This is a genomic window from Microbacterium sp. Y832 (assembly GCF_057669765.1).
In genome coordinates, this window is the sequence record NZ_JBYHFM010000003.1 from 153,975 (window position 1) to 172,984 (window position 19,010).

The 19,010-nt window shown below is 69.4% G+C and carries 22 protein-coding genes; 9 read left to right on the forward strand and 13 right to left on the reverse strand.

Annotated features, from left to right (window positions below; genetic code table 11):
- From AC25YV_RS06425 to AC25YV_RS06435, 3 genes are read left to right on the forward strand one after another with little or no spacing between them, the layout of a single operon-like run.
- Entirely contained in the window at positions 1-330 is a 330-nt protein-coding gene (locus tag AC25YV_RS06425) for a metal-sulfur cluster assembly factor (protein WP_488123012.1), read from the forward strand.
- Between the two features lie 19 nt (positions 331-349).
- On the forward strand, positions 350-1,510 hold the full coding sequence (locus AC25YV_RS06430) for a MalY/PatB family protein (protein WP_488123013.1): 1,161 nt from the start codon (positions 350-352) through the stop codon (positions 1,508-1,510).
- A 26-nt stretch (positions 1,511-1,536) separates the two neighbouring features.
- Positions 1,537-2,898, forward strand: a complete 1,362-nt coding sequence (locus AC25YV_RS06435; RefSeq protein WP_488123014.1) for an MFS transporter — start codon at positions 1,537-1,539, stop codon at positions 2,896-2,898.
- Here AC25YV_RS06435 and AC25YV_RS06440 read toward each other — a convergent pair.
- Genes AC25YV_RS06440 through AC25YV_RS06460 form a run of 5 tightly spaced genes read right to left on the reverse strand, consistent with a single transcriptional unit; the run spans position 2,868 to position 7,705 of the window.
- Entirely contained in the window at positions 2,868-3,779 is a 912-nt protein-coding gene (locus AC25YV_RS06440) for a siderophore-interacting protein (protein ID WP_488123015.1), read from the reverse strand. The two genes, AC25YV_RS06435 and AC25YV_RS06440, sit on opposite strands and share 31 nt — an antisense overlap.
- Positions 3,764-4,606, reverse strand: coding sequence for an ABC transporter ATP-binding protein (locus tag AC25YV_RS06445; protein ID WP_488123016.1), 843 nt, complete (start codon positions 4,604-4,606; stop codon positions 3,764-3,766). The genes AC25YV_RS06440 and AC25YV_RS06445 overlap by 16 nt, the downstream gene beginning before the upstream one ends.
- A complete protein-coding gene (locus AC25YV_RS06450) occupies positions 4,603-5,628 on the reverse strand; it encodes a FecCD family ABC transporter permease (protein WP_488123017.1) in 1,026 nt (341 codons plus the stop codon). Before AC25YV_RS06450 ends, AC25YV_RS06445 begins: the two co-directional genes overlap by 4 nt.
- Positions 5,625-6,671 carry a FecCD family ABC transporter permease gene (locus AC25YV_RS06455; RefSeq protein ID WP_488123018.1) on the reverse strand — a complete coding sequence of 349 codons (1,047 nt, stop codon included), beginning with the start codon at positions 6,669-6,671 and terminating at the stop codon, positions 5,625-5,627. The genes AC25YV_RS06450 and AC25YV_RS06455 overlap by 4 nt, the downstream gene beginning before the upstream one ends.
- Before the next feature lie 5 nt (positions 6,672-6,676).
- Complete coding sequence (locus AC25YV_RS06460) at positions 6,677-7,705, reverse strand: iron-siderophore ABC transporter substrate-binding protein (protein ID WP_488123019.1); 1,029 nt, start codon at positions 7,703-7,705, stop codon at positions 6,677-6,679.
- A gap of 140 nt (positions 7,706-7,845) precedes the next feature.
- Here AC25YV_RS06460 and AC25YV_RS06465 point away from each other — a divergent pair, with 140 nt between their 5' ends.
- A complete protein-coding gene (locus AC25YV_RS06465; RefSeq protein ID WP_488123020.1) occupies positions 7,846-9,444 on the forward strand; it encodes an ABC-F family ATP-binding cassette domain-containing protein in 1,599 nt (532 codons plus the stop codon).
- A gap of 30 nt (positions 9,445-9,474) precedes the next feature.
- Here the strand turns inward: AC25YV_RS06465 and AC25YV_RS06470 are convergent, their stop codons facing one another.
- The 4 genes from AC25YV_RS06470 to AC25YV_RS06485 are packed head-to-tail and all read right to left on the reverse strand — an operon-like array spanning position 9,475 to position 11,485.
- Complete coding sequence (locus AC25YV_RS06470) at positions 9,475-10,332, reverse strand: SURF1 family cytochrome oxidase biogenesis protein (protein ID WP_488123021.1); 858 nt, start codon at positions 10,330-10,332, stop codon at positions 9,475-9,477.
- The gene (locus AC25YV_RS06475) at positions 10,329-10,535 is read right to left on the reverse strand and encodes a hypothetical protein (RefSeq protein ID WP_488123022.1); all 207 of its coding nucleotides are present in this window, start codon (positions 10,533-10,535) and stop codon (positions 10,329-10,331) included. Before AC25YV_RS06475 ends, AC25YV_RS06470 begins: the two co-directional genes overlap by 4 nt.
- Complete coding sequence (locus tag AC25YV_RS06480) at positions 10,532-10,912, reverse strand: DUF3099 domain-containing protein (protein ID WP_488123023.1); 381 nt, start codon at positions 10,910-10,912, stop codon at positions 10,532-10,534. The genes AC25YV_RS06475 and AC25YV_RS06480 overlap by 4 nt, the downstream gene beginning before the upstream one ends.
- Positions 10,913-10,945: 33 nt before the next feature.
- Positions 10,946-11,485 carry a DUF4190 domain-containing protein gene (locus AC25YV_RS06485; RefSeq protein ID WP_488123024.1) on the reverse strand — a complete coding sequence of 180 codons (540 nt, stop codon included), beginning with the start codon at positions 11,483-11,485 and terminating at the stop codon, positions 10,946-10,948.
- A 106-nt stretch (positions 11,486-11,591) separates the two neighbouring features.
- Here AC25YV_RS06485 and AC25YV_RS06490 point away from each other — a divergent pair, with 106 nt between their 5' ends.
- Positions 11,592-12,302: a beta-ketoacyl-ACP reductase gene (locus tag AC25YV_RS06490; protein ID WP_488123025.1), complete on the forward strand. Its 711-nt coding sequence runs from the start codon at positions 11,592-11,594 to the stop codon at positions 12,300-12,302.
- 31 nt (positions 12,303-12,333) lie between these two features.
- Here AC25YV_RS06490 and serB read toward each other — a convergent pair whose 3' ends face one another.
- Both serB and AC25YV_RS06500 read right to left on the reverse strand, forming a co-directional pair.
- Positions 12,334-12,975, reverse strand: a complete 642-nt coding sequence (gene serB / locus AC25YV_RS06495; protein WP_488123026.1) for a phosphoserine phosphatase SerB — start codon at positions 12,973-12,975, stop codon at positions 12,334-12,336.
- A gap of 40 nt (positions 12,976-13,015) precedes the next feature.
- On the reverse strand, positions 13,016-14,260 hold the full coding sequence (locus AC25YV_RS06500; protein WP_488123027.1) for a glucose-1-phosphate adenylyltransferase: 1,245 nt from the start codon (positions 14,258-14,260) through the stop codon (positions 13,016-13,018).
- A gap of 78 nt (positions 14,261-14,338) precedes the next feature.
- Here AC25YV_RS06500 and glgA point away from each other — a divergent pair, with 78 nt between their 5' ends.
- The 3 genes from glgA (at position 14,339) to AC25YV_RS06515 (ending at position 16,665) form a co-directional block, all read left to right on the forward strand.
- Complete coding sequence (gene glgA, locus AC25YV_RS06505) at positions 14,339-15,532, forward strand: glycogen synthase (protein WP_488123028.1); 1,194 nt, start codon at positions 14,339-14,341, stop codon at positions 15,530-15,532.
- A gap of 10 nt (positions 15,533-15,542) precedes the next feature.
- A complete protein-coding gene (locus AC25YV_RS06510; protein ID WP_488123029.1) occupies positions 15,543-16,334 on the forward strand; it encodes an ABC transporter ATP-binding protein in 792 nt (263 codons plus the stop codon).
- Positions 16,335-16,416: 82 nt separating this feature from the next.
- Positions 16,417-16,665, forward strand: coding sequence for a type B 50S ribosomal protein L31 (locus AC25YV_RS06515; protein ID WP_488123030.1), 249 nt, complete (start codon positions 16,417-16,419; stop codon positions 16,663-16,665).
- Positions 16,666-16,714: 49 nt separating this feature from the next.
- Here the strand turns inward: AC25YV_RS06515 and AC25YV_RS06520 are convergent, their stop codons facing one another.
- Entirely contained in the window at positions 16,715-17,443 is a 729-nt protein-coding gene (locus tag AC25YV_RS06520) for an exonuclease domain-containing protein (RefSeq protein WP_488123031.1), read from the reverse strand.
- Between the two features lie 92 nt (positions 17,444-17,535).
- On the opposite strand from AC25YV_RS06520, the gene AC25YV_RS06525 reads away from it, so the two are divergent.
- Positions 17,536-18,435 (forward strand): alpha/beta fold hydrolase, encoded by a 900-nt coding sequence (locus tag AC25YV_RS06525; protein ID WP_488123032.1) that lies wholly within the window; start codon positions 17,536-17,538, stop codon positions 18,433-18,435.
- Here the strand turns inward: AC25YV_RS06525 and AC25YV_RS06530 are convergent.
- Positions 18,395-18,949 carry a CGNR zinc finger domain-containing protein gene (locus AC25YV_RS06530; protein WP_488123425.1) on the reverse strand — a complete coding sequence of 185 codons (555 nt, stop codon included), beginning with the start codon at positions 18,947-18,949 and terminating at the stop codon, positions 18,395-18,397. The genes AC25YV_RS06525 and AC25YV_RS06530 overlap by 41 nt on opposite strands.
- Positions 18,950-19,010: the final 61 nt, after the last annotated feature.

The window sequence follows — 19,010 nt, forward strand, 5'->3', positions numbered from 1 at the left end:
ATGTCCGCAACGCTCGCACCCGAGAAGTACGAAGAGGTCATCGAAGCGCTCAAGGACGTCATGGATCCCGAACTGGGGATCAACGTCGTCGACCTCGGTCTCATCTACGACCTCGCGTGGGACGAGGAGAACGACGCTCTCGTGATCCACATGACGCTGACGTCGGCGGGCTGCCCGCTGACCGACGTGCTCGAGGAGCAGACGGCGCAGTCCCTCGACGAGGTCGTCGACCGCTTCCGCATCAACTGGGTGTGGATGCCGCCGTGGGGCCCCGAGCGCATCACCGACGACGGCCGTGACATGATGCGGGCGCTCGGCTTCGCGATCTGACCTTGGGTAGGCTTGCGCGGTGAGCGTGACCCCCCTTGAGGCCCTTCCCGTCGAACGTCTTCGGCAGCGCACGAGCGTCAAGTGGCGCGCGTATCCCGACGACGTCCTGCCGCTGTTCGTCGCCGAGACGGACTTCGCACCCGCGCCGGCCATCACCGCCGCGCTGTCTCGTGCCGTCGAGCTCGGCGACACCGGATACTCCGCGCCCGGCACGGGCGTGGCGACGGCGTACGCGGGCTTCGCGCAGCGCCGGTTCGGGTGGAAAGTCGACCCCGGGCGCGCTCGCACGACGTGCGACGTCATGATGGGGATCGTCGAAGTGCTGCGACGCGTCACGGCCACCGGCGATCGGGTCGTCGTGACGACCCCCGTGTATCCGCCGTTCTTCGACTGCATCCCCGAAGCGGGTGCCGTCGTCGAGACCGTGCCGCTGCGCGAATCGGATGCCGGATGGCAGCTGGATCTCGCGGGGATCGAGTCCGCCCTCGCGGCCGGCGCGCGGGCCGTGCTGCTGTGCAACCCGCACAACCCGACGGGCACGGTGCATTCGAGGGCCGACCTCGCCCAGCTCGCCGACATCGCCGAGCGGCACGGAGCCGTCGTGCTCAGCGACGAGATCCACGCTCCGCTCACGCAGCCCGATGTCGTATTCACGCCGTTCCTGTCCGCCTCGCCCGCCGCCGCGCGGGTCGGCTTCGCGTTCGTCTCGGCGAGCAAGGCGTTCAACCTCGCCGGTCTGAAATGCGCCCTCATGGTCACCGACTCCGACGAGAGCTCCGCCGTTGTGCGCTCGCTTCCCGACGAGGTCGAGTGGCGCACGGCGCACTTCGGCGCCCTCGCGGCGATCGCGGCCTTCTCAGGCGACAGCGACGACTGGCTCGATGCGCAGCTGGTCGCTCTCGACATCAACCGCCGGCTGCTGGCCGATCTGCTCGCCGAACACCTGCCCGGCGCGCGCTACCGGATTCCCGACGCCGGCTTCCTCGCGTGGGTCGACCTGTCGGCGTACGGATGGGGTGACGACCCGGGGCGTCGCATCCTGCGCGACGCGAAGGTGGCCTTCCACTTCGGTCCGCAGTTCGGAGAGCAGGGCGTGGGGCATGTGCGGATCAACTTCGGCTGCGCGCCCGACATGCTGCGCGAAGCCATCCGGCGCGTCGCCGCGTTGGTGGAGAAGTGACGGCGCCGACCCACCGAGGTGAGAGCGTGTGGAGCGCTCGCTACGTCTGGGTCACGATCGGCGCCGTCGCGCTGATCTTCCTCGCGGCGATGCAGTCACTCGCCGTCACGACCGTCATGCCGGTCGTCAGCGCCGATCTGTCCGGCGAGGCACTGTACGCCGTCGCCTTCGCCGGCACCCTCGCCACGAGCGTCATCGGCATGGTCGCCGTCGGCGCGTGGTGCGATCGCGGGGGAGTGCTCGCTCCTCTCGCGACGGCGGTCGTGCTGTTCGTCATCGGTCTCGTCATCGCCGGCGCCGCTCCCACGATGGAACTGCTCGTCGCCGGACGGCTCGTGCAGGGCCTCGGCACGGGAGGGCAGACGGTCGCCCTGTATGTCGTCGTCGCCCGCGTCTATCCGCCCGAGCTGCACGGTCGGGTCTTCGCGGCATTCTCCGCCGCGTGGGTCGTGCCGTCGCTCATCGGTCCGTTCCTCGCGGGAGCGGTCACGGAGTTCCTGCACTGGCGCTGGGTGTTCCTCGGCGTCGCGGGCCTCACCGTCGTGGCCTTCACGATGGTGGTGACCCGCCTGCGGGGGCTTCCGCTTCACACCGATGAACCCGCGACGGGGCGGGTCGCCCCGCGCATCCTGTGCGCCGTCGCCGTCGCCGTGGGCGCCCTGGCTCTGAGCCTCGCGGGCGAACTCGGCGCGGGAGCGTGGGTCGTCGTGGCGGCATCCGCTGTCGTGATCGCCCTCGCGGCGAGGCCGCTGCTGCCGCCGCGCACGCTCGTCTCGGGGCGCGGACTGCCGAGCGTCGTGCTCATGCGCGGGCTCATCGCGGGGGCGCTGTTCGGCGCCGAGATCTACCTTCCGTACCTGCTGATCGACGAATACGGCTTCTCGCCGACCTGGGCCGGGCTCGGGCTCACGGCCGCAGCTGTCACGTGGGCGATCGCCGCTGACGTGCAGGGCCGGTTCGGCGACCGCATCGGCAATGCCCTCATCACACTCCTGGGCAGCGCACAGCTGGTCGCCGCGATCGTGCTGGCGGGGCTCACGGCGCTCGCTCACCTGCCGCCCGGGCTGCTCATCGCGGGCTGGGCCCTCGCGGGCGGCGGCATGGGGCTCATGTACCCGCGGCTCACGGTACTCACGCTGGCGTACTCGACGCCGGGCAACCAGGGCTTCAACTCATCGGCGCTGTCGATCTCGGATGCCGTGGGCTCGGCGACGACGATCGCGGTCATGGGTCTCGTGTTCACGGCCCTCAGCGGCTCGGGCGCGGGGTTCACCGCCGTCTTCGCCTTGGCGGGCGTGCTCGCCGTGCTCGCGCTCGTTCCCGGGCTGCGGCTCGGTCATGCGAACGAGCGGAGTCGTCAGGCCTCGGCTCTGCCCACGCGCCAGTAGCCCATGAAGGCGACCGCACGCCGGTCGACGCCCCGATCGGTCACGAGGTGCCGCCGCAGGCTCTTGATGGCCCCGGCCTCGCCCGCGAGCCACGCGTACACCGGCGCTTTCTTTAGGGCGGCGCCGCCTTTCGCCGTGCGCGGGACCTCCCAGAGGATGTCACGGTCGATGTCGATCTCCTCGACGTCGGCGCCGTGTCCCGCGGGAGTGAGGCGGGATGCCGCATCCTGCACGGATGTGACCAGATGCTCATGGCGGCTGTGCTCGTCGCGTCGCGCGGCGACGAGGTACTCGAACCCCGGGTGGCGGGGCAGATAGTCGATGTCACGCTCGTCGGGCACTTCGAGCACGACGACACCGCGGGCATCGTGGGGGAGCTGCTCGAGGATGACGGCGAGCGCGGGAGCCGCCGTCTCATCGCCGGCGAGCAGATGCGCACCGGTGACCGCGGGGGGAACGAAGTCGATGCCGTAGCTGACCCCGGTGTGCGCGGTCGTGGGGGCGTAGATGAGCACCTCGTCACCGATCCGGGCGTCGGCGATCCACGCCGAGGCGGGCCCGAGCACACTGTGGGCGACCATGTCGACGTCGACCTCGCAGCGCTCGCGACGCACGGCGCGGGTCGTGTAGGTGCGAAACGGCGGCCGGGCGGTCTCGTCGAGCTCACGCCACCGCGTGTACCAGTCCTCGCTGCGGGGCATGGCCTCAAGTCCCGCTCCGGGGGTCGGGAAGACGATCTTGATCCGCTGGTCGAGCCCCGGGTCGCCGTAGTCGGCGAGGTCCTCACCGGTGAAGGTGAAACGCCTAAAGCTCGGGGTCAGGTCGGTGATGCTCCGCACCGTGGCGCGGAAGAACCGCGACGTGCTCATCGAGGCGGCCATGGGTCGTCTCCCGTCGATAGGGGATGGTCGAGGATGTGGTGGCGCCCGCGGGGGATCACGATGGGGCTGCCCGAGAGCGGATCCTTCACCACGAGGCTCTCCAGCTGAAAGACCTCGCGCATCAGGGCGCTCGTGATGACGGCGGCCGGTGGTCCCGCTGCCACGATGCGACCCGCCCGCACGGCGATGACGTGGTCGGCGTACCGAGCGGCGAGATTGATGTCGTGCAGCACCATGACGATGGTCGTGCCCCGGTCGCGATTGAGGTCGGTCAGCAGATCGAGCACCTCCACCTGGTGGGCGACGTCGAGGAACGTCGTCGGCTCGTCCAGCAGCAGGACATCGGTTTCCTGCGCGAGCGCCATGGCGATCCACACCCGCTGTCGCTGCCCTCCGGACAGCTCATCGACGGCCCGGTCCGCGAGGTCTGCGGTGCCCGTCGCGGCGAGCGCCTGCGCCACCACTTCATAGTCGTGCGGGCTCCAGCGGGCCAGGAGCTTCTGATGCGGGTGACGGCCGCGACCCACCAGATCGGCCACCGCGATACCGTCCGGAGCGGTCGGACCCTGCGGCAGCATCGCGATGATCCGCGCGATCTCTTTAGAGGCGAGTGTGGTGAGCGCTTTGCCGTCCAGCACGATCTGCCCCCGTCGCGGCGTCAGCAGCCGGGCGAGGGCGCGCAGGATGGTCGACTTGCCGCACCCGTTCGCCCCGACGATGGCGGTCACCCGGGCGGGGGGGACCTGCAGGTCCAGACCCTGCACGACCGTGCGGTCGCCGTAGGCGAGAGTGAGGTCCTCGGCGGCGAGGGTGTGCGTCGCACTCATAGCGATCCTCCGGAGCGGTTCGTGCGGATGAGGAGGTAGATCAGGTACGGCGCGCCGAGGACGCCCGTGATGACGCCGACGGGGTAGCGCGTGCCGAGCGCATACTGACCGACGAGGTCGGCGGTGAGCACGAGGACGGCGCCCACGAGCGCCGACGGAAGCAGGAGCGCGGAGCCGGGACCCACGATTCGCGCGGCGATCGGTCCGGACATGAACGCGACGAACGCGATCGGGCCGGTCGCTGCGGTCGCGAAGGCGAGCAGGGCGACCGCGCCCAGGATGAGGAGGATGCGGGTGCGGCGCGCGGGGACACCGAGGGACATGGCGGCGTCGTCACCGAGCCGAAGCACGTTCAGATTCCGTCCGCCGGCGATCAGCATCGGAGCCACGACGGCGCACGCGATGGCGAGAGGGAGGACGGCGGCCCACGAGGCGCCCGAAAGGCTGCCGGTGAGCCACGTCAGCGCCGTCTGCACATCCCAGGACGATGCCCGCGAGAGCAGGTAGGTGATCGCGGCGTCCAGCATCGCGGCGACACCGATGCCGATGAGGATGAGGCGCGTCCCGGCGAAACCGCCGCGATGGGACAGTAGGTAGATCGCGAACGCGGTCAGGATGCCGCCGGTGAGCGCCAGGAGCGAGACGGTGGGTCCACTCACCGACAGAACCACGACCCCGAACACTGCGGCGGCGCTCGCGCCGGCATCGATGCCGATGATGTCCGGCGAGGCGAGCGGGTTGCGCAGCATCGTCTGGAAGGTCACGCCGGCGATGCCGAACGCGAGTCCCGCGAGCAGAGCGAGCACGGCTCGCGGAAGCCGGAGCTCGCCGACCGTGAAGCTCGCACCCGGCACCGTCTCGCCGAACAGGACGCGGAGCACATCGACGGGGCCGTAGAAGGTGTTGCCGATCATGAGGGACACGGCGAACACGATGGCGATGGCGATGGCCAACGCGGCGGTGCGGACATGACGACGGCGCGCACGGGCACGGCGCCCCGCGACGATGACGGCGACGCTCACAGTTCCCGCACCTTCTGGCGTCGCACGATCCAGATGAAGAACGGCGCACCGATCAGGGCGGTGATGACACCGACCTCGATCTCGCTCGGGCGAGCCACGACACGGCCTACCGTGTCGGCGGCCACCAGCAGACATCCGCCCACCAGGGCGGCCGCCGGCAGCAGCCACCGATGATCGGTGCCCACCAGCATCCGGCACAGATGCGGGACGACGAGGCCCACGAACGCGATCGGTCCGGCCACGGCCGCGGCCGCGCCGCACAGGACGACCGCGCCGATCGAAGCGACGATACGCGTTCGGGCGACGTTCTCGCCGAGGCCCGTCGCGAGGTCGTCGCCCAGGGCGAGGGAGTTCATTCCGCGCGCCGTCGCCAGAACCAGCACCGCGCCGATGCCGAGGACGGGGACCACGGTCGCGATCCGGTCCCACGTGGCTCCGCCCACGCCGCCGATCTGCCAGAACTGGAAGGTCTCGATGATGTCCACGCGCGGCAGCAGAACGGCGCTCACGATCGAGAGGAACGCCGCCGAGGTCGCCGCACCGGCCAGAGCGAGCTTGAGGGGAGTGGCGCCGCCTCGACCCAGGGAGCCGACGGTGTAGACGAAGACGGCCGCGACGGCCGCGCCGACGATCGCGGCGGCCATCGTGGCATACGGGTCGGTGAGGCCGAAGAACGCGATCCCGATCACGACCGCGAGCGCCGACCCGCCCGTGACGCCGAGGATGCCCGGGTCGGCGAGCGGATTGCGGGTGACCGCCTGCATGGTGGTTCCGGACAGCGCCAGTGCAGCTCCCACCACGATCGCGAGAACCGTGCGGGGCAGGCGGTTGACCACGGCGGCCTGATCGATGCTGTCGGTGGCGCCGCCGAGGCCGGCGAGGATCTCTTCGAGCGATACGTTGCGCACTCCGAACGAGACGGACGCGACGCACAGGCCGAGCAGCACGACGACCCCGACCGCCAGCCAGGTCGCGCGCACGGCTGCCGGACGCCGCAGTGCGGGGGCATCCGGCAGCGGTGCCTGAAGACGCGCGCCGCTCATGCGGTCTAGCCGAGCGCCCCAGCGAGCAGGGTGAAGTACTCATCGATGCCCCACGGGATCGACAGCGGCGAGGGGTTCGCGGATGCCGCGAGCGGGGTGCCGTTCTCGAGGACCGCGATGCGGCCCTCGGCGATCGCGGGGATCTGCGACATGAGGGGGTCTGCCTGGAGCGCCGCGACGATGTCGCCGCCCGGATCGCCGTACGTGACGAAGACGTCGACATCGGTGAAGCGGTCGGCTTCTTCGGCGCTCACGGTCGTGAAGAACTCCTCCGTGCCCTCGGACACCTCCGCGACGATGCTCGGCTGGGGCAGGCCCAGGCCTGTGAGGAAGCCGGGGCGCGTGTCGTGCGCCGTGTAGAAGCCGATCTGGCTGAAGTCGGCAGGGTCGAGGTAAGAGAAGAGGATGTTCGCATCGCTGAGCTCGGAGTGCTCCGCCAGCGCGGTGTCGACCTCGGACCGGAGGTCGGCGATCAGCTGATCGCCCTCGTCGGCGAGGCCGATCGCCGCGGCGTTCACCTGGATCATCTCTTCGTACGGTGTGCCCCAGGCCACTTCAGGGAAGGCCACGACCGGAGCGATCTTGGAGAGCGTGTCGTACTCCTCCTGCGTGAGACCCGAATACGCGGCGAGGATGACGTCGGGCTGCGTATCGGCCACGGCCTCGAAGTCGATGCCGTCGGTCTCGTCGAAGAGAACCGGAGTCTCGGCGCCGAGGTCTTCGAGGGCGTCTTCGACCCAGGGCAGCACGCCGTCACCGTCGTCGTCGCCCCACGTCGCCTTGCTCATGCCGACCGGCACGACGCCCAGCGCGAGGGGGACCTCGTGGTTGGCCCACGCGACGGTGGCGATGCGCTCCGGCTGGGCGGGGATCGTCGTCTGGCCGTAGACGTGGTCGATCGTGACGGGGAAGACCGCATCCGCGGCGGTGCCGGCGGGTTCGCCGGCGCTGTCCGCGCCTGCGCATCCGGCGAGGGTGAGGGCAGCGAGGGCGGTGAGAGCGGTGAACGTGGCAGCGGCACGGAGTCGGCGCATGCGGGAGTCCTTCGGCGTGGGTGGTTAGGGAAGCCTTACTTTACTCCTGTGGCGTCGCCAGCGCGAACCCGTCCCGGGTAAACTGGGACGTTGGGCCGCTCGGCCGCTCATCCACCCACCCTGAAGAACGGACGTCCGCTGTGCTCGCCGTGCACGACCTCGAGATCCGCGTGGGCGCACGCGTGCTCATGTCGGACGTGTCCTTCCGCGTCTCCGACGGAGACAAGATCGGCCTCGTCGGCCGCAATGGAGCCGGTAAGACGACCCTCACGAAGGTGCTCGCCGGCGATGTCGTCCCCGCCGACGGCAAGGTCGAACGGTGGGGCGAACTGGGTTATCTGCCGCAGGATCCCCGCACGGGCGACCCGGAGATGCTGGCGCGCACTCGGGTGCTGGACGCCCGCGGCCTCGGTTCGCTCGCGATCGGCATGCAGGAGGCGTCGCTCGCGATGGCCGACAGCGACCCGGAGGTCTCGGCGCGCGCGATGCGCAAGTACGGCTCGCTGACCGAGAGGTTCGAAGCGCTCGGAGGGTATGCAGCCGAAGCCGAAGCGGCATCCATCGCGCACAACCTGTCGCTGCCGGATCGCATCCTCGATCAGCCCCTCAAGACGCTGTCCGGTGGACAGCGCCGCCGCATCGAACTGGCCCGCATCCTGTTCTCGGACGCGCAGACGATGATCCTCGACGAACCCACGAACCACCTCGACGCGGACAGCGTCGTGTGGCTGCGGGAGTTCCTCAAGGGGTACAAGGGCGGACTCATCGTGATCTCGCACGATGTCGAGCTCGTGGGCGAGACCGTCAACCGGGTGTTCTACCTGGATGCGAACCGCCAGGTCATCGACGTGTACAACATGAACTGGAAGAACTACCTGCGTCAGCGGGTCGCCGATGAGGAGCGCCGCAAGAAGGAGCGCACCAACGTCGAGAAGAAGGCGACGGTGCTTCAGCAGCAGGCCGCTCGGTTCGGGGCGAAGGCCTCCAAAGCGGCTGCCGCGCACCAGATGGTCGCGCGTGCCGAGAAGATGCTGGCGGGACTCGACGACGTTCGGCAGGAGGAGCGCGTCGCGAAGCTGCGCTTCCCCAAGCCCGCACCGTGCGGCAAGACGCCGCTCATGGCGTCGGGGCTGTCGAAGTCGTACGGCTCGCTGGAGATCTTCACCGACGTCGACCTCGCGATCGACCGCGGTTCGCGCGTCGTGATCCTCGGCCTCAACGGTGCCGGCAAGACGACGCTGCTGCGGATCCTCGCCGGTGTCGATCAGCCCGACACGGGTCAGCTCGAACCCGGCCACGGTCTCAAGATCGGCTACTACGCGCAGGAGCACGAAAACCTCGATGTCTCGCGGTCTGTGCTCGAGAACATGATGTCGGCGGCGCCCGACATCACAGCGACCGACGCGCGAAAGGTGCTCGGGTCGTTCCTTTTCACGGGCGATGACGTGCTCAAGCCCGCGGGTGTGCTCTCGGGCGGCGAGAAGACGCGCCTGTCGCTCGCGACGCTCGTCGTGTCGTCGGCGAACATGCTGCTGCTGGACGAACCCACGAACAACCTCGACCCCGCCTCACGCGAAGAGATCCTCGGCGCGCTCGCCCACTACGAGGGTGCCGTCGTGCTCGTCTCGCACGACGAGGGCGCCGTCGAAGCGCTCAACCCCGAACGCGTTCTCATCCTCCCCGACGGCGTCGAGGACATCTGGGGTCGCGACTACGCCGACCTCGTCGCGCTCGCCTGACACACCCTCGAGCCCCGCGGCCGAGAGCGGTCAGCGGACGGCGTCGAGGAGGGCATCCTCGGCGTCGGCGTCACGGTCGCGACGGCGAGCAGGTGCCGCGGGACGCGGTTGCCCGGTGGAGCCCGGGTCGTCGTCTTCGGCGTCTTCGCGCCGCGCGATGATCTCGGTGCGGATCATGTAGCCGATGAAGATGAAGCCCATCACGGCGAACAGGATCCACTGGATCGCGTACGACAGATACGGGCCCGGGTCCTCGGACGGCGAGGGCAGGGCACCGGGCATGACCTCGACGGCGGGATCTTCGGACACGACGATGCCGTACGCGCTCAGCACGAGTGCATCGCCCACCTCGGGCGCGACGCGCTCAGCGACGAAGGGCAGGTTGATCGTCGGCACCTGGCCGGCATCGGCCGTGCGCCCCGATGCGGGGAGCGCCTCACCGGGCCGCAGTCGCACGGTGACCGTCGCCTGGCCCGACGGCGGCGCCGGAACGGCATCGGGCTCGGGCTGGTCAGCGCCGGGCGGAACCCAGCCGCGGTCGACGATGAGCACGCGCCCGTCGTCGAGGCGGAACGGCACGAGCACTTCGTACGCGGCGGTGCCGCCGTGCGGGCGGTTGCGCACGAGCAGCTGCTCGTCGGGGAGGTATTCACCCGTCAGCACGACCGGATGCCACTCGTCGCCGGCGTCGAGCGTTTCGCCGGGGGGGATCAGCTCGGCCAGGGCGACAGGCGGCGCGTCATAGTTCTGCTCGACGAGCGCGAGCTGCGCGGAGCGGTCGCCGTTGCGGGTGAACTGCCAGTCCGACAGGAACGCGCACACCACGGCGAAGAGGGCGGCCACGAGCAGGTACGCCGACCAGCGGACGGCGGCGGGGGCATTCTTCACGTCGAAACCTCGAGTCGGCCCACATCGAGCGGGAAGGAGCGGGCAGCGAGGAATTCGCGCAGGTACGACACGTGCTCATCGCACGCGACCCACGTCTTGCGGCGGTCCTCGGTGTGGATGCGCGGATTGCGCCAGTCGATGCGCCAGCGCGCCGTCGCGCGGCAACCGGCGCGCGAGCACGTCGTGTCGACGTCGGCGCTCATGCGGAATCCTCTTGTGCACGGGGCGGTACATCGCGCGGGCCCTCGACGGCGCGGGTCTCGTCCAGCCGGATGACCGGGGCACCACCGCCCCCCGCGGGTGACGCCTGCGCGGGCAAGCTCCGCTCGGGGGATACGGCCGCCGTGCGGGTCGGGGGCTTGCTGACGTTCGCCGCCACGACGGCGAAGTAGGGCAGGAACACCGCCGCTGCACCGAGGAGCCACGTGTACCAGCCGTATGGCGTGATGGCGACCATGAGTACGAAGCACGCGACGCGCACACCCATCATGATCAGGTAGTGCTTCGTGCGCGCGCTCGATTCCTCTTGCGGAGACGTCGGCAGCGATGTCGCTGATTGCCGCTCGGACGAGTTCCCCACCCATCCAGGGTACGCCGCTTCGACTCCGGCGGATCAGCTGAAGGACGATTGCACTGCGGCGAGCGGGATGACCGAGAGGAAGAAGATCACGCCCAGCACGAGGAACGCCAATCCCACCCAGCCGACGATGACACCGGCCAGCGCCATGCCCCGGCCATTCTCGCCCGTCCGCGCGATCTGCTTGAGCGAGATGTGGCCCATGATCGCGCCGGCGAGCGAGCCGATGAAGGGCAGCACCCAGATGAAGCCGGCGATGCTGGCGATCATCGAGATGATCGCCAGGACGTTCGTCTTGGTCGCGGCGTAACCGTAGGCCGGAGGAGCGCCATACGGGCCCGCCGGGGCGCCGTACGAGGGGGCGCTGGGGTACTGCGGCTGCGCATAGCCGCCGTAGGCGGGGTACGCCCCGGGCGCCTGCGGAGGGACATCGGCTGCGGGCGGCGGTGGGGTGCCGGGGGATGCGGGGTACGCGGGGGGCGCGCTGTACGCGGGGGGCGGCGTGTAGGTCGGCGGAGCGTACGGGGGGCGAGCGTCGCCGTGTTCGTCGTTCGAGGGGTTCTCCGGAGGGGTCACGGCACGCCTTTCGTCGCTGAGGTCTCCAGCGTTCCAGCGCGGGCCGCGTAGGTCAAACGGCGCGCCGCTAGGCTGGGGCGGTTCGTCGTCATCCCGAGGGAGTGTCATGTCCACCGATCGCGTCGTGCTCGTCACCGGCGGAAACCGCGGCATCGGTCGCGCCATTGCGGAGCGTTTCGTCACCGCCGGCTACAAGGTCGCCGTGACCGCGCGCTCCGGCGAAGGCCCCGAGGGCACGCTGACGGTGCGCGCGGACGTGACGGATGCTGCATCCGTCGACGCGGCGTTCACCGAGGTCGAGCAGAAGCTCGGTCCCGTCGAGATCGTCGTCGCCAACGCGGGCATCACGAAGGACACTCTGTTGCTGCGCATGACCGACGACGACTTCGACTCCGTCGTGGCGACGAACCTCGGCGGCGCGTTCCGCGTCGTCAAGCGCGCCTCCAAAGGGATGCTGCGTGCTCGCTGGGGCCGCGTCATCCTCATCTCGTCGGTCGTCGGCCTCTACGGCTCGCCCGGCCAGATCAACTACTCCGCATCCAAAAGCGGGCTCGTCGGGTTCGCCCGGTCGCTCACGCGTGAGCTCGGCTCACGGGGCATCACCGCCAACGTCGTCGCTCCCGGCTTCGTCGAGACCGACATGACGGCCGAGCTCGCTGCCGAGACGCAGGCGGAGTACAAGAAGAACATCCCCGCCGGGCGCTTCGCGTCCCCCGCCGAGATCGCCGGTGTCGTGACGTGGCTCGCGTCGGACGACGCCGCCTACATCTCGGGCGCCGTCATCCCCGTCGACGGCGGCCTGGGCATGGGGCACTGACGCCGCACTCTCAGACGGCCCCCGACCGTGGTCAGGGCAGCAGGGGGATGACTTCGCGCAGGTCGATCGGCCCGATCACGAGATCGGCCTGCTGGCGCACCGCGGGCTTGGCGTTGAACGCCAGCCCCAACCCCGCCGCCGCCATCATGAGCAGGTCGTTCGCGCCGTCGCCGACGGCGATCGTGCGCGACAGCTCGACGCCGGCTTCGGCTGCCCATTCGCCGAGGGCGGTGGCTTTGGCCGCGGCATCCACGATCTCGCCCTCGACGTGACCGGTGAGGATACCGTCGGCGGTCTGGAGGCGGTTCGCACGCCACACGTCGACGCCGAGCCGGGGAGCGATCGTGTCGAGGATCTCGTGGAAGCCGCCGGAGACGACACCGAAGCGGCCGCCCCGCTCATGGACGGCTGCGATCAGCTCGTGCACACCGGGCGTCGGCTCGACGCGCGCCAGCACGCGGGAGAACGCCGCGACCGGTACGCCTTCGAGCGTCGCGACGCGCGAGCGCAGGCTCGTCGCGAAGTCCACCTCGCCACGCATCGCGGCCTCGGTCGCCTCGGCGACCTCACGGCCGCGGCCCGCCTCGTCGGCGATGAGCTCGATGACCTCGTTGCGGATGAGGGTGGAATCGGCGTCGAGAACGACGAGGAAGCGGGCGTCCTGAAGCGGCATCCCTCCACGCTAGCGCCGTGCAGGCACGGGCGCGGACAGGTCAGCGCTCGACGCGGATGCCCTTGCCGACGACCGTGATGCCGCTGTCGGTCACGGTGTAGCCGCGCGCGATATCGTGTTCGAGGTCGACGCCGACGGTCGCCCCGTCGTCGACGAACACGTTCTTGTCGAGGATCGCGCGGTGCACCCGCGCACCCGCACCGACGTGCACATGGTCGAACAGCACCGAGTCGGTGATCGTCGACCCGCCGCCGGCGAGCGTCCAGGGGCCTACGACACTGCGTTCGAGGTGCGTGCCCGAGAGCACCGAGCCGAGCGAGACGACCGAGTCGATCGCGTTGCCGATGCGTCCGACGGCGTCGCGCACGAACTTGGCAGGTGGGGAGTTGACCGCCTGCGAGTGAATGGGCCACTGCATGTTGTAGAGGTTGAAGATCGGCAGCGTCGAGATCAGGTCGCGGTGCGCGTCGAAGAAGGAGTCGATCGTTCCGACGTCGCGCCAGTAGTACCGGTCGCGGTCGGTCGAACCCGGCACGTCGTTGAGCTTCATGTCGTAGACGCCGGCCTCGGCGCGGTTCACGAAATACGGCACGATATCGCCGCCCATGTCGTGGTTCGAGGTCGGCAGCTCACCGTCGGACTCGACGGCCTCGATGAGCGCGTCGGTGTCGAAGATGTAGTTGCCCATCGATGCGAGCACTTCGCCGGGGGAGTCGGCGAGCCCCGTCGGGTCCTGAGGCTTCTCGAGAAAATCGCGGATGCGTCCGGGGTGGGTCGGGTCGACGTCGATGATGCCGAACTGGTTCGCCAGACCGATGGGCTGGCGGATGCCGGCGACCGTCGCCCGCGCGCCGGACTCGATGTGCGCCGTGAGCATCTGCCGGAAGTCCATGCGGTATACGTGATCCGCACCGATCACGATCACGATGTCGGGCTTCTCGTCGTTGATGAGGTTGAGGCTCTGCAGGATCGCGTCGGCCGAGCCCGAGAACCACCGCTTTCCGAGACGCTGCTGCGCGGGAACCGACGCGACGTACGAGTCGAGCAGAGGCGACATGCGCCACGTCATCGAGATGTGGCGGTCGAGGCTGTGCGACTTGTACTGGGTCAGCACGACGGTCTGTCTGACACCCGAGTTGATCAGGTTCGAGATGGCGAAGTCGATGAGCCGGTACTGGCCGGCGAACGGCACCGCCGGCTTGGCACGATCTGCCGTGAGGGGCATGAGTCGTTTGCCCTCGCCCCCCGCGAGGATGATTCCGAAGACCTTCGGTGCTGCAGGCATGGGACCCACCCTAAGTGCGGCGCGCGGAGGAGGCATAGCAACTGTGACGGGAACCTCTCGTGTACTAGGTTTCGTGCCATGCGCGTCGACATCGTCACGAAGGAATACCCCCCACAGATCTACGGAGGCGCGGGTGTGCACGTCACCGAACTCGTGGCGGCGCTTCGCCGCAGCATGACGGTGCGCGTGCGCGCGTTCGGTGCGGGCCGCGACGAGGAGGACACGACGTCGTACGACGTGCCGGTCGAGCTGGCGGATGCCAATGCCGCGATCCGCACGCTCGGCACCGACCTCGAGATCGTGGGAGATGTCGCAGGCGCCGATGTCGTCCACAGTCACACCTGGTACGCGAACTTCGCGGGCCATCTCGCTTCGCTCCTGCACGGGATCCCGCACATCGTCACGGCGCACTCGCTCGAGCCTCTGCGCCCGTGGAAGGCGGAGCAGCTCGGCGGCGGATACGCCGTGTCGAGCTACATCGAGAAGACGGCGTACGAGGGGGCAGCCGCCGTCATCGCCGTGAGCGGGGGCATGCGCGAGGACATCCTGCGCAGCTACCCGGCGCTTGACCCCGGCAAGGTGCACGTCATCTACAACGGGATCGACGTCGAGGCCTGGCGCCCGGTCGATGATCCCGCGCTGCTCGCTGAGCTCGGAGTCGATTCCTCCCGCCCCTCGGTCGTGTTCGTCGGGCGCATCACGCGTCAGAAGGGTCTGCCGTACTTCCTGCGGGCCGTCGAGCTGCTGCCGCCCGATGTGCAGGTCATCCTGTGCGCGGGGGCGCCGGACACCCCGCAGATCATGGCCGAGGTCGAAGGGCTCGTGCGCGGGCTGCAGCAGACGCGTGACGGCGTCGTCTGGATCGACCGCATGCTGTCCCGGCATGAGCTGTGCACGATCCTCACCGCGGCGACGACGTTCGTCTGCCCGTCGGTATACGAGCCGCTCGGCATCGTCAACCTCGAGGCCATGGCATGCGGCGCCGCTGTCGTCGGCACCGCGACCGGCGGCATCCCCGAAGTGGTCGTGGACGGCGTGACCGGGCGCCTCGTGCCGATCGACCAGGCGAAGGACGGCACGGGAACCCCGACCGATCCCGACCGGTTCGTCGCCGATCTTGCGCGCGTGCTGACCGAGGTCGTGTCAGATCCGATCCGGGCGAAGGCCTATGGTGCGGCCGGACGCCGGCGTGCGGCGGAGGACTTCAGCTGGGCGCGGATCGCAGAGCAGACGGCCGCGCTCTACGCCGAGGTCGTGGCTTCGGGCCGTTAGGCTGGGCGTCATGTCCCAGGTGCTCGATTTCTCCGACGTCATCGTCCGCCGCAACTCCCGCAACATCATCGATCATCTCGACTGGACGGTCGACGACGACCAGCGGTGGGTCATCCTCGGGCCGAACGGCGCCGGAAAGACGACGCTGCTGCAGCTCGCCGACACGCTCCTGCACCCGACGTCGGGTGTCGTGACGATCTTGGGCGAACGCCTCGGTCGCACCGATGTGTTCGAACTGCGCCCGCGGATCGGCTTCGCATCGTCGGCGATGGCGCGTCGCATCCCGCCGGAGGAGACGGTGCTCGACGTCGTGCTGACGGCGGCCTTCTCGGTGCTCGGCCGCTGGCGCGAGGACTACGAGGACATCGACGAGCGGCGCGCGCTGCGCGTCTTGTCGCAGTGGAATCTCGAGAACCTCGCCGACCGCACGTTCGGCACGCTCAGCGACGGCGAGCAGAAGCGCGTGCAGATCGCGCGCGCCGTCATGACCGACCCCGAGATGCTGCTGCTGGACGAGCCGACCGCGAGCCTGGACCTCGGCGCGCGCGAAGAGCTGCTTGCGCTCCTGAGTGGATACGCGCTGGCCCCGACGACGCCGGCGATGGTCATGGTGACCCACCACGTCGAAGAGATCCCGGTCGGATTCACGCATGTGCTGCTGCTGCGCGACGGTCGCGCCGTCGCGCGCGGACCGATCGCCGAAGCGCTCACCGCCGAAGCCCTCACAGAGACGTTCGGCGTCCCCATCGTGCTCACCGAGGCCGATGGCCGGTACGCGGCGCGCGCGGAGCTGGTTTCCTGATAGGATCGCTCCTTGGTGCACTCGCATCACGGACCCTGGTTCCTGGTTCTCGGCAGGGACGCCATCCCCTTAAGGATTTTTCATGAAGACTGACATCCACCCCGACTACAAGGCCATCGTGTTCCGCGACCTCGGCTCGGGAGACACCTTCCTCACCCGTTCGACGGTGACCAGCGACAAGACGATCGAGCTCGACGGTGTCGAGTACCCCGTCATCGACGTCGAGATCTCGTCGGCATCGCACCCGTTCTACACGGGCAAGCAGCGCATCATGGACTCGGCCGGTCGCGTCGAGAAGTTCAACCAGCGCTTCAAGAACTTCGGCAAGTAATCGCCGCCCCGAAAGCCCCGCTCCGGCGGGGCTTTCGTCGTCTGTGCGCTCAGCGCACGGGCCACACGCCGTCGACGGCGTCGTCAGGGCCGAGTCGCCCGATCTGGATGAAGTACTCGGTGAGGCTCGCCGCCTGCGCGCGGGCCCACGAGATCTGGCTCGTGTGCAGCTCGTGCGGCGTGGCAGGCAGGTGCGTGGAGTACCGCGTGACAAGCGCCTGCGCGACGCGGCCTGCGGCGACGGCGTCGGAAGCCGCTTCGTGTGCGTTGTCGAGCGAGACGGCGTAGTGCGCGGCGACGGCCTCGAGCGTCCGCTTGCCGCGGCGGTAGCGGTCGCAGTGCTTGTCGATCACGAGCGGGTCGATGACGGGCGACGGAGATGCGATCCCGGCGATGCCGTGGCGCTCCGCTTCGTACTTGAGCAGCGAGAAGTCGTACGCCGCGTTGTAGGCGACGACCGGGATGCCGGCATCGAGCATCGCGCGGAGCGCCTCGACGACCTCGCCGACGACATCGCGCGCGGGTCGGCCCTCAGCGCGGGCGCGAGCGGTCGTGACGCCGTGGATCGCGGCGGCGCCGTCAGGAATCTCCACACCGGGGTCGGCGAGCCAGTCGCGCGCACGCACGACTGTTCCGGTGCGGTCCAGCAGTCCCACGTACGCCGTCACGATGCGGTCGGTGCGGACGTCGACGCCCGTCGTCTCGAGATCGAACACGCCCACGGCCGTGGACCAATCCGGATGCACCGAGGGAGCGGGCACGGCGGGCAAGAGCTGCATGCCGCTCACGGTATGGGACGCCGCCGACATCGCGTGCGAGGCGCTCCGCGGACGAGGCCGGCACCGGGCGGACCGCCTCGTAGACTCGTCCGGTGCCCGCCTTCAACCCGTATGCCGCCCTGCTCGAGCAGATCCCCATCGAGCGGCGCGAGGCCGAGGTGCTCGGCGGCACGACGGCGTACTGGCAGTACGGCCCGCACGACGCCGAGACGACGATCATCGCGGTGCACGGCTTCCGCGGCGACCACCACGGCCTCGAGCCGGTCATCGCCCAGCTGCGCGGCATCCGCGTCATCTCGCCCGACCTCCCCGGCTTCGGTCAGACGCCCCCGCTGCCCGGCCGCACGCACGACCTCGAGGCCTACGTCGAGTGGCTCACGCGCTTCGCGCAGTCGGTCGCCCCAGGCGCCGTGATCCTCGGGCACTCCTTCGGCTCGATCGTCGCCTCGGCGGCGGTCGCCGGCGGCTTGGCGACGCCACGCCTCATCCTGATCAATCCGATCGGCGCTCCCGCGCTCGAGGGGCCGCGGGGCGTGCTCACGCGGCTCGCCGTCTTCTACTACTGGGCGGGAGCGAAGCTGCCCGCGGCGATCGGCGACGCGCTGCTGCGAAACGGCATCATCGTGCGGGTCATGAGCATCTCGATGGCCAAGACGAAGGATGCGACGCTGCGGCGCTTCGTGCACGACCAGCACGACACCTATTTCTCACGCTTCGCCGATCGCGATGTTCTGCATGACGCCTTCGTGACGTCGGTGTCTCACGACGTGCGCGCCGCGGCGTCGCGGATCGATGTCCCGACACTGCTCATCGCCGCCGTGCGCGATGACATCACGCCGATCCAGGCGCAGCGGCACCTCGCGACGCTGTTCGCCGACGTCGAGCTGGTCGAGATCCCCGATGTCGGGCATCTCATCCACTACGAGACCCCCGCGCCCGCGGCCGCGGCGGTCAGACGCTTTCTCGCGCCTTCCGCTCCCGGTACGCGATGACGTTCATGCGGTTGCCGCAGTTGCCGGTGTCGCAGTAGCGCTTCGACCCGTTGCGCGAGTAGTCGATGTAGACCGCATCGCAGTCATCGGCCTCGCAGACGCGCACGCGGTCGTACGAGTCGCTGCGGATCACTTCGACGAAGGCCATCGCCGCTTCGACCATGATGCGCGTCGCGATGGGGGCGTCGTCGGGGGTCGCGTGGATGTGCCAGTCGTGGTCGCCGTGGATGACCAGGCGTGGCACGGCCTCTCCGTCGCGCAGCATGTCGTTGACGAGCGGCACGGCTCCTTCGCGGTCGACATCCCACAGTTCCCGCACCCGGGCGCGCACGTGGCGAATCTCATCGACCGTCGCGCGATCGCGCCGGACGGTGCCGGAATACGGGTGTTCGGCGAGGTAGGCATCGAGGTCGGCGACGGTCGTCATGGTGTCGTCGCCGTCGCCCAGCGGCAGGGTGTTCACGAGCGCGGCGGCGGCTTCGAGACTCTGTCTCGTGTCACGGATGAAGACCATGTTGACTCCTGACATTCGACTCGGATACTGTCACCAGTGTAATCACCCTTCACTCCTGACA

Bases quoted from the DNA above. Each gene is read 5' to 3' on its own strand.
- AC25YV_RS06510 (WP_488123029.1), top strand. From the start codon at position 15,543: ATGTCCCAGGTGCTCGATTTCTCCGACGTCATCGTCCGCCGCAACTCC.
- AC25YV_RS06520 (WP_488123031.1), bottom strand. From the start codon at position 17,443: ATGCAGCTCTTGCCCGCCGTGCCCGCTCCCTCGGTGCATCCGGATTGG.
- AC25YV_RS06455 (WP_488123018.1), bottom strand. From the start codon at position 6,671: ATGAGCGGCGCGCGTCTTCAGGCACCGCTGCCGGATGCCCCCGCACTG.
- AC25YV_RS06500 (WP_488123027.1), bottom strand. From the start codon at position 14,260: ATGCCTGCAGCACCGAAGGTCTTCGGAATCATCCTCGCGGGGGGCGAG.
- AC25YV_RS06425 (WP_488123012.1), top strand. From the start codon at position 1: ATGTCCGCAACGCTCGCACCCGAGAAGTACGAAGAGGTCATCGAAGCG.
- AC25YV_RS06530 (WP_488123425.1), bottom strand. From the start codon at position 18,949: ATGGTCTTCATCCGTGACACGAGACAGAGTCTCGAAGCCGCCGCCGCG.
- serB (WP_488123026.1), bottom strand. From the start codon at position 12,975: ATGCCGCTTCAGGACGCCCGCTTCCTCGTCGTTCTCGACGCCGATTCC.
- AC25YV_RS06490 (WP_488123025.1), top strand. From the start codon at position 11,592: ATGTCCACCGATCGCGTCGTGCTCGTCACCGGCGGAAACCGCGGCATC.
- AC25YV_RS06515 (WP_488123030.1), top strand. From the start codon at position 16,417: ATGAAGACTGACATCCACCCCGACTACAAGGCCATCGTGTTCCGCGAC.
- AC25YV_RS06445 (WP_488123016.1), bottom strand. From the start codon at position 4,606: ATGAGTGCGACGCACACCCTCGCCGCCGAGGACCTCACTCTCGCCTAC.
- AC25YV_RS06475 (WP_488123022.1), bottom strand. From the start codon at position 10,535: ATGAGCGCCGACGTCGACACGACGTGCTCGCGCGCCGGTTGCCGCGCG.
- AC25YV_RS06460 (WP_488123019.1), bottom strand. From the start codon at position 7,705: ATGCGCCGACTCCGTGCCGCTGCCACGTTCACCGCTCTCACCGCCCTC.
- AC25YV_RS06440 (WP_488123015.1), bottom strand. From the start codon at position 3,779: ATGGCCGCCTCGATGAGCACGTCGCGGTTCTTCCGCGCCACGGTGCGG.
- glgA (WP_488123028.1), top strand. From the start codon at position 14,339: ATGCGCGTCGACATCGTCACGAAGGAATACCCCCCACAGATCTACGGA.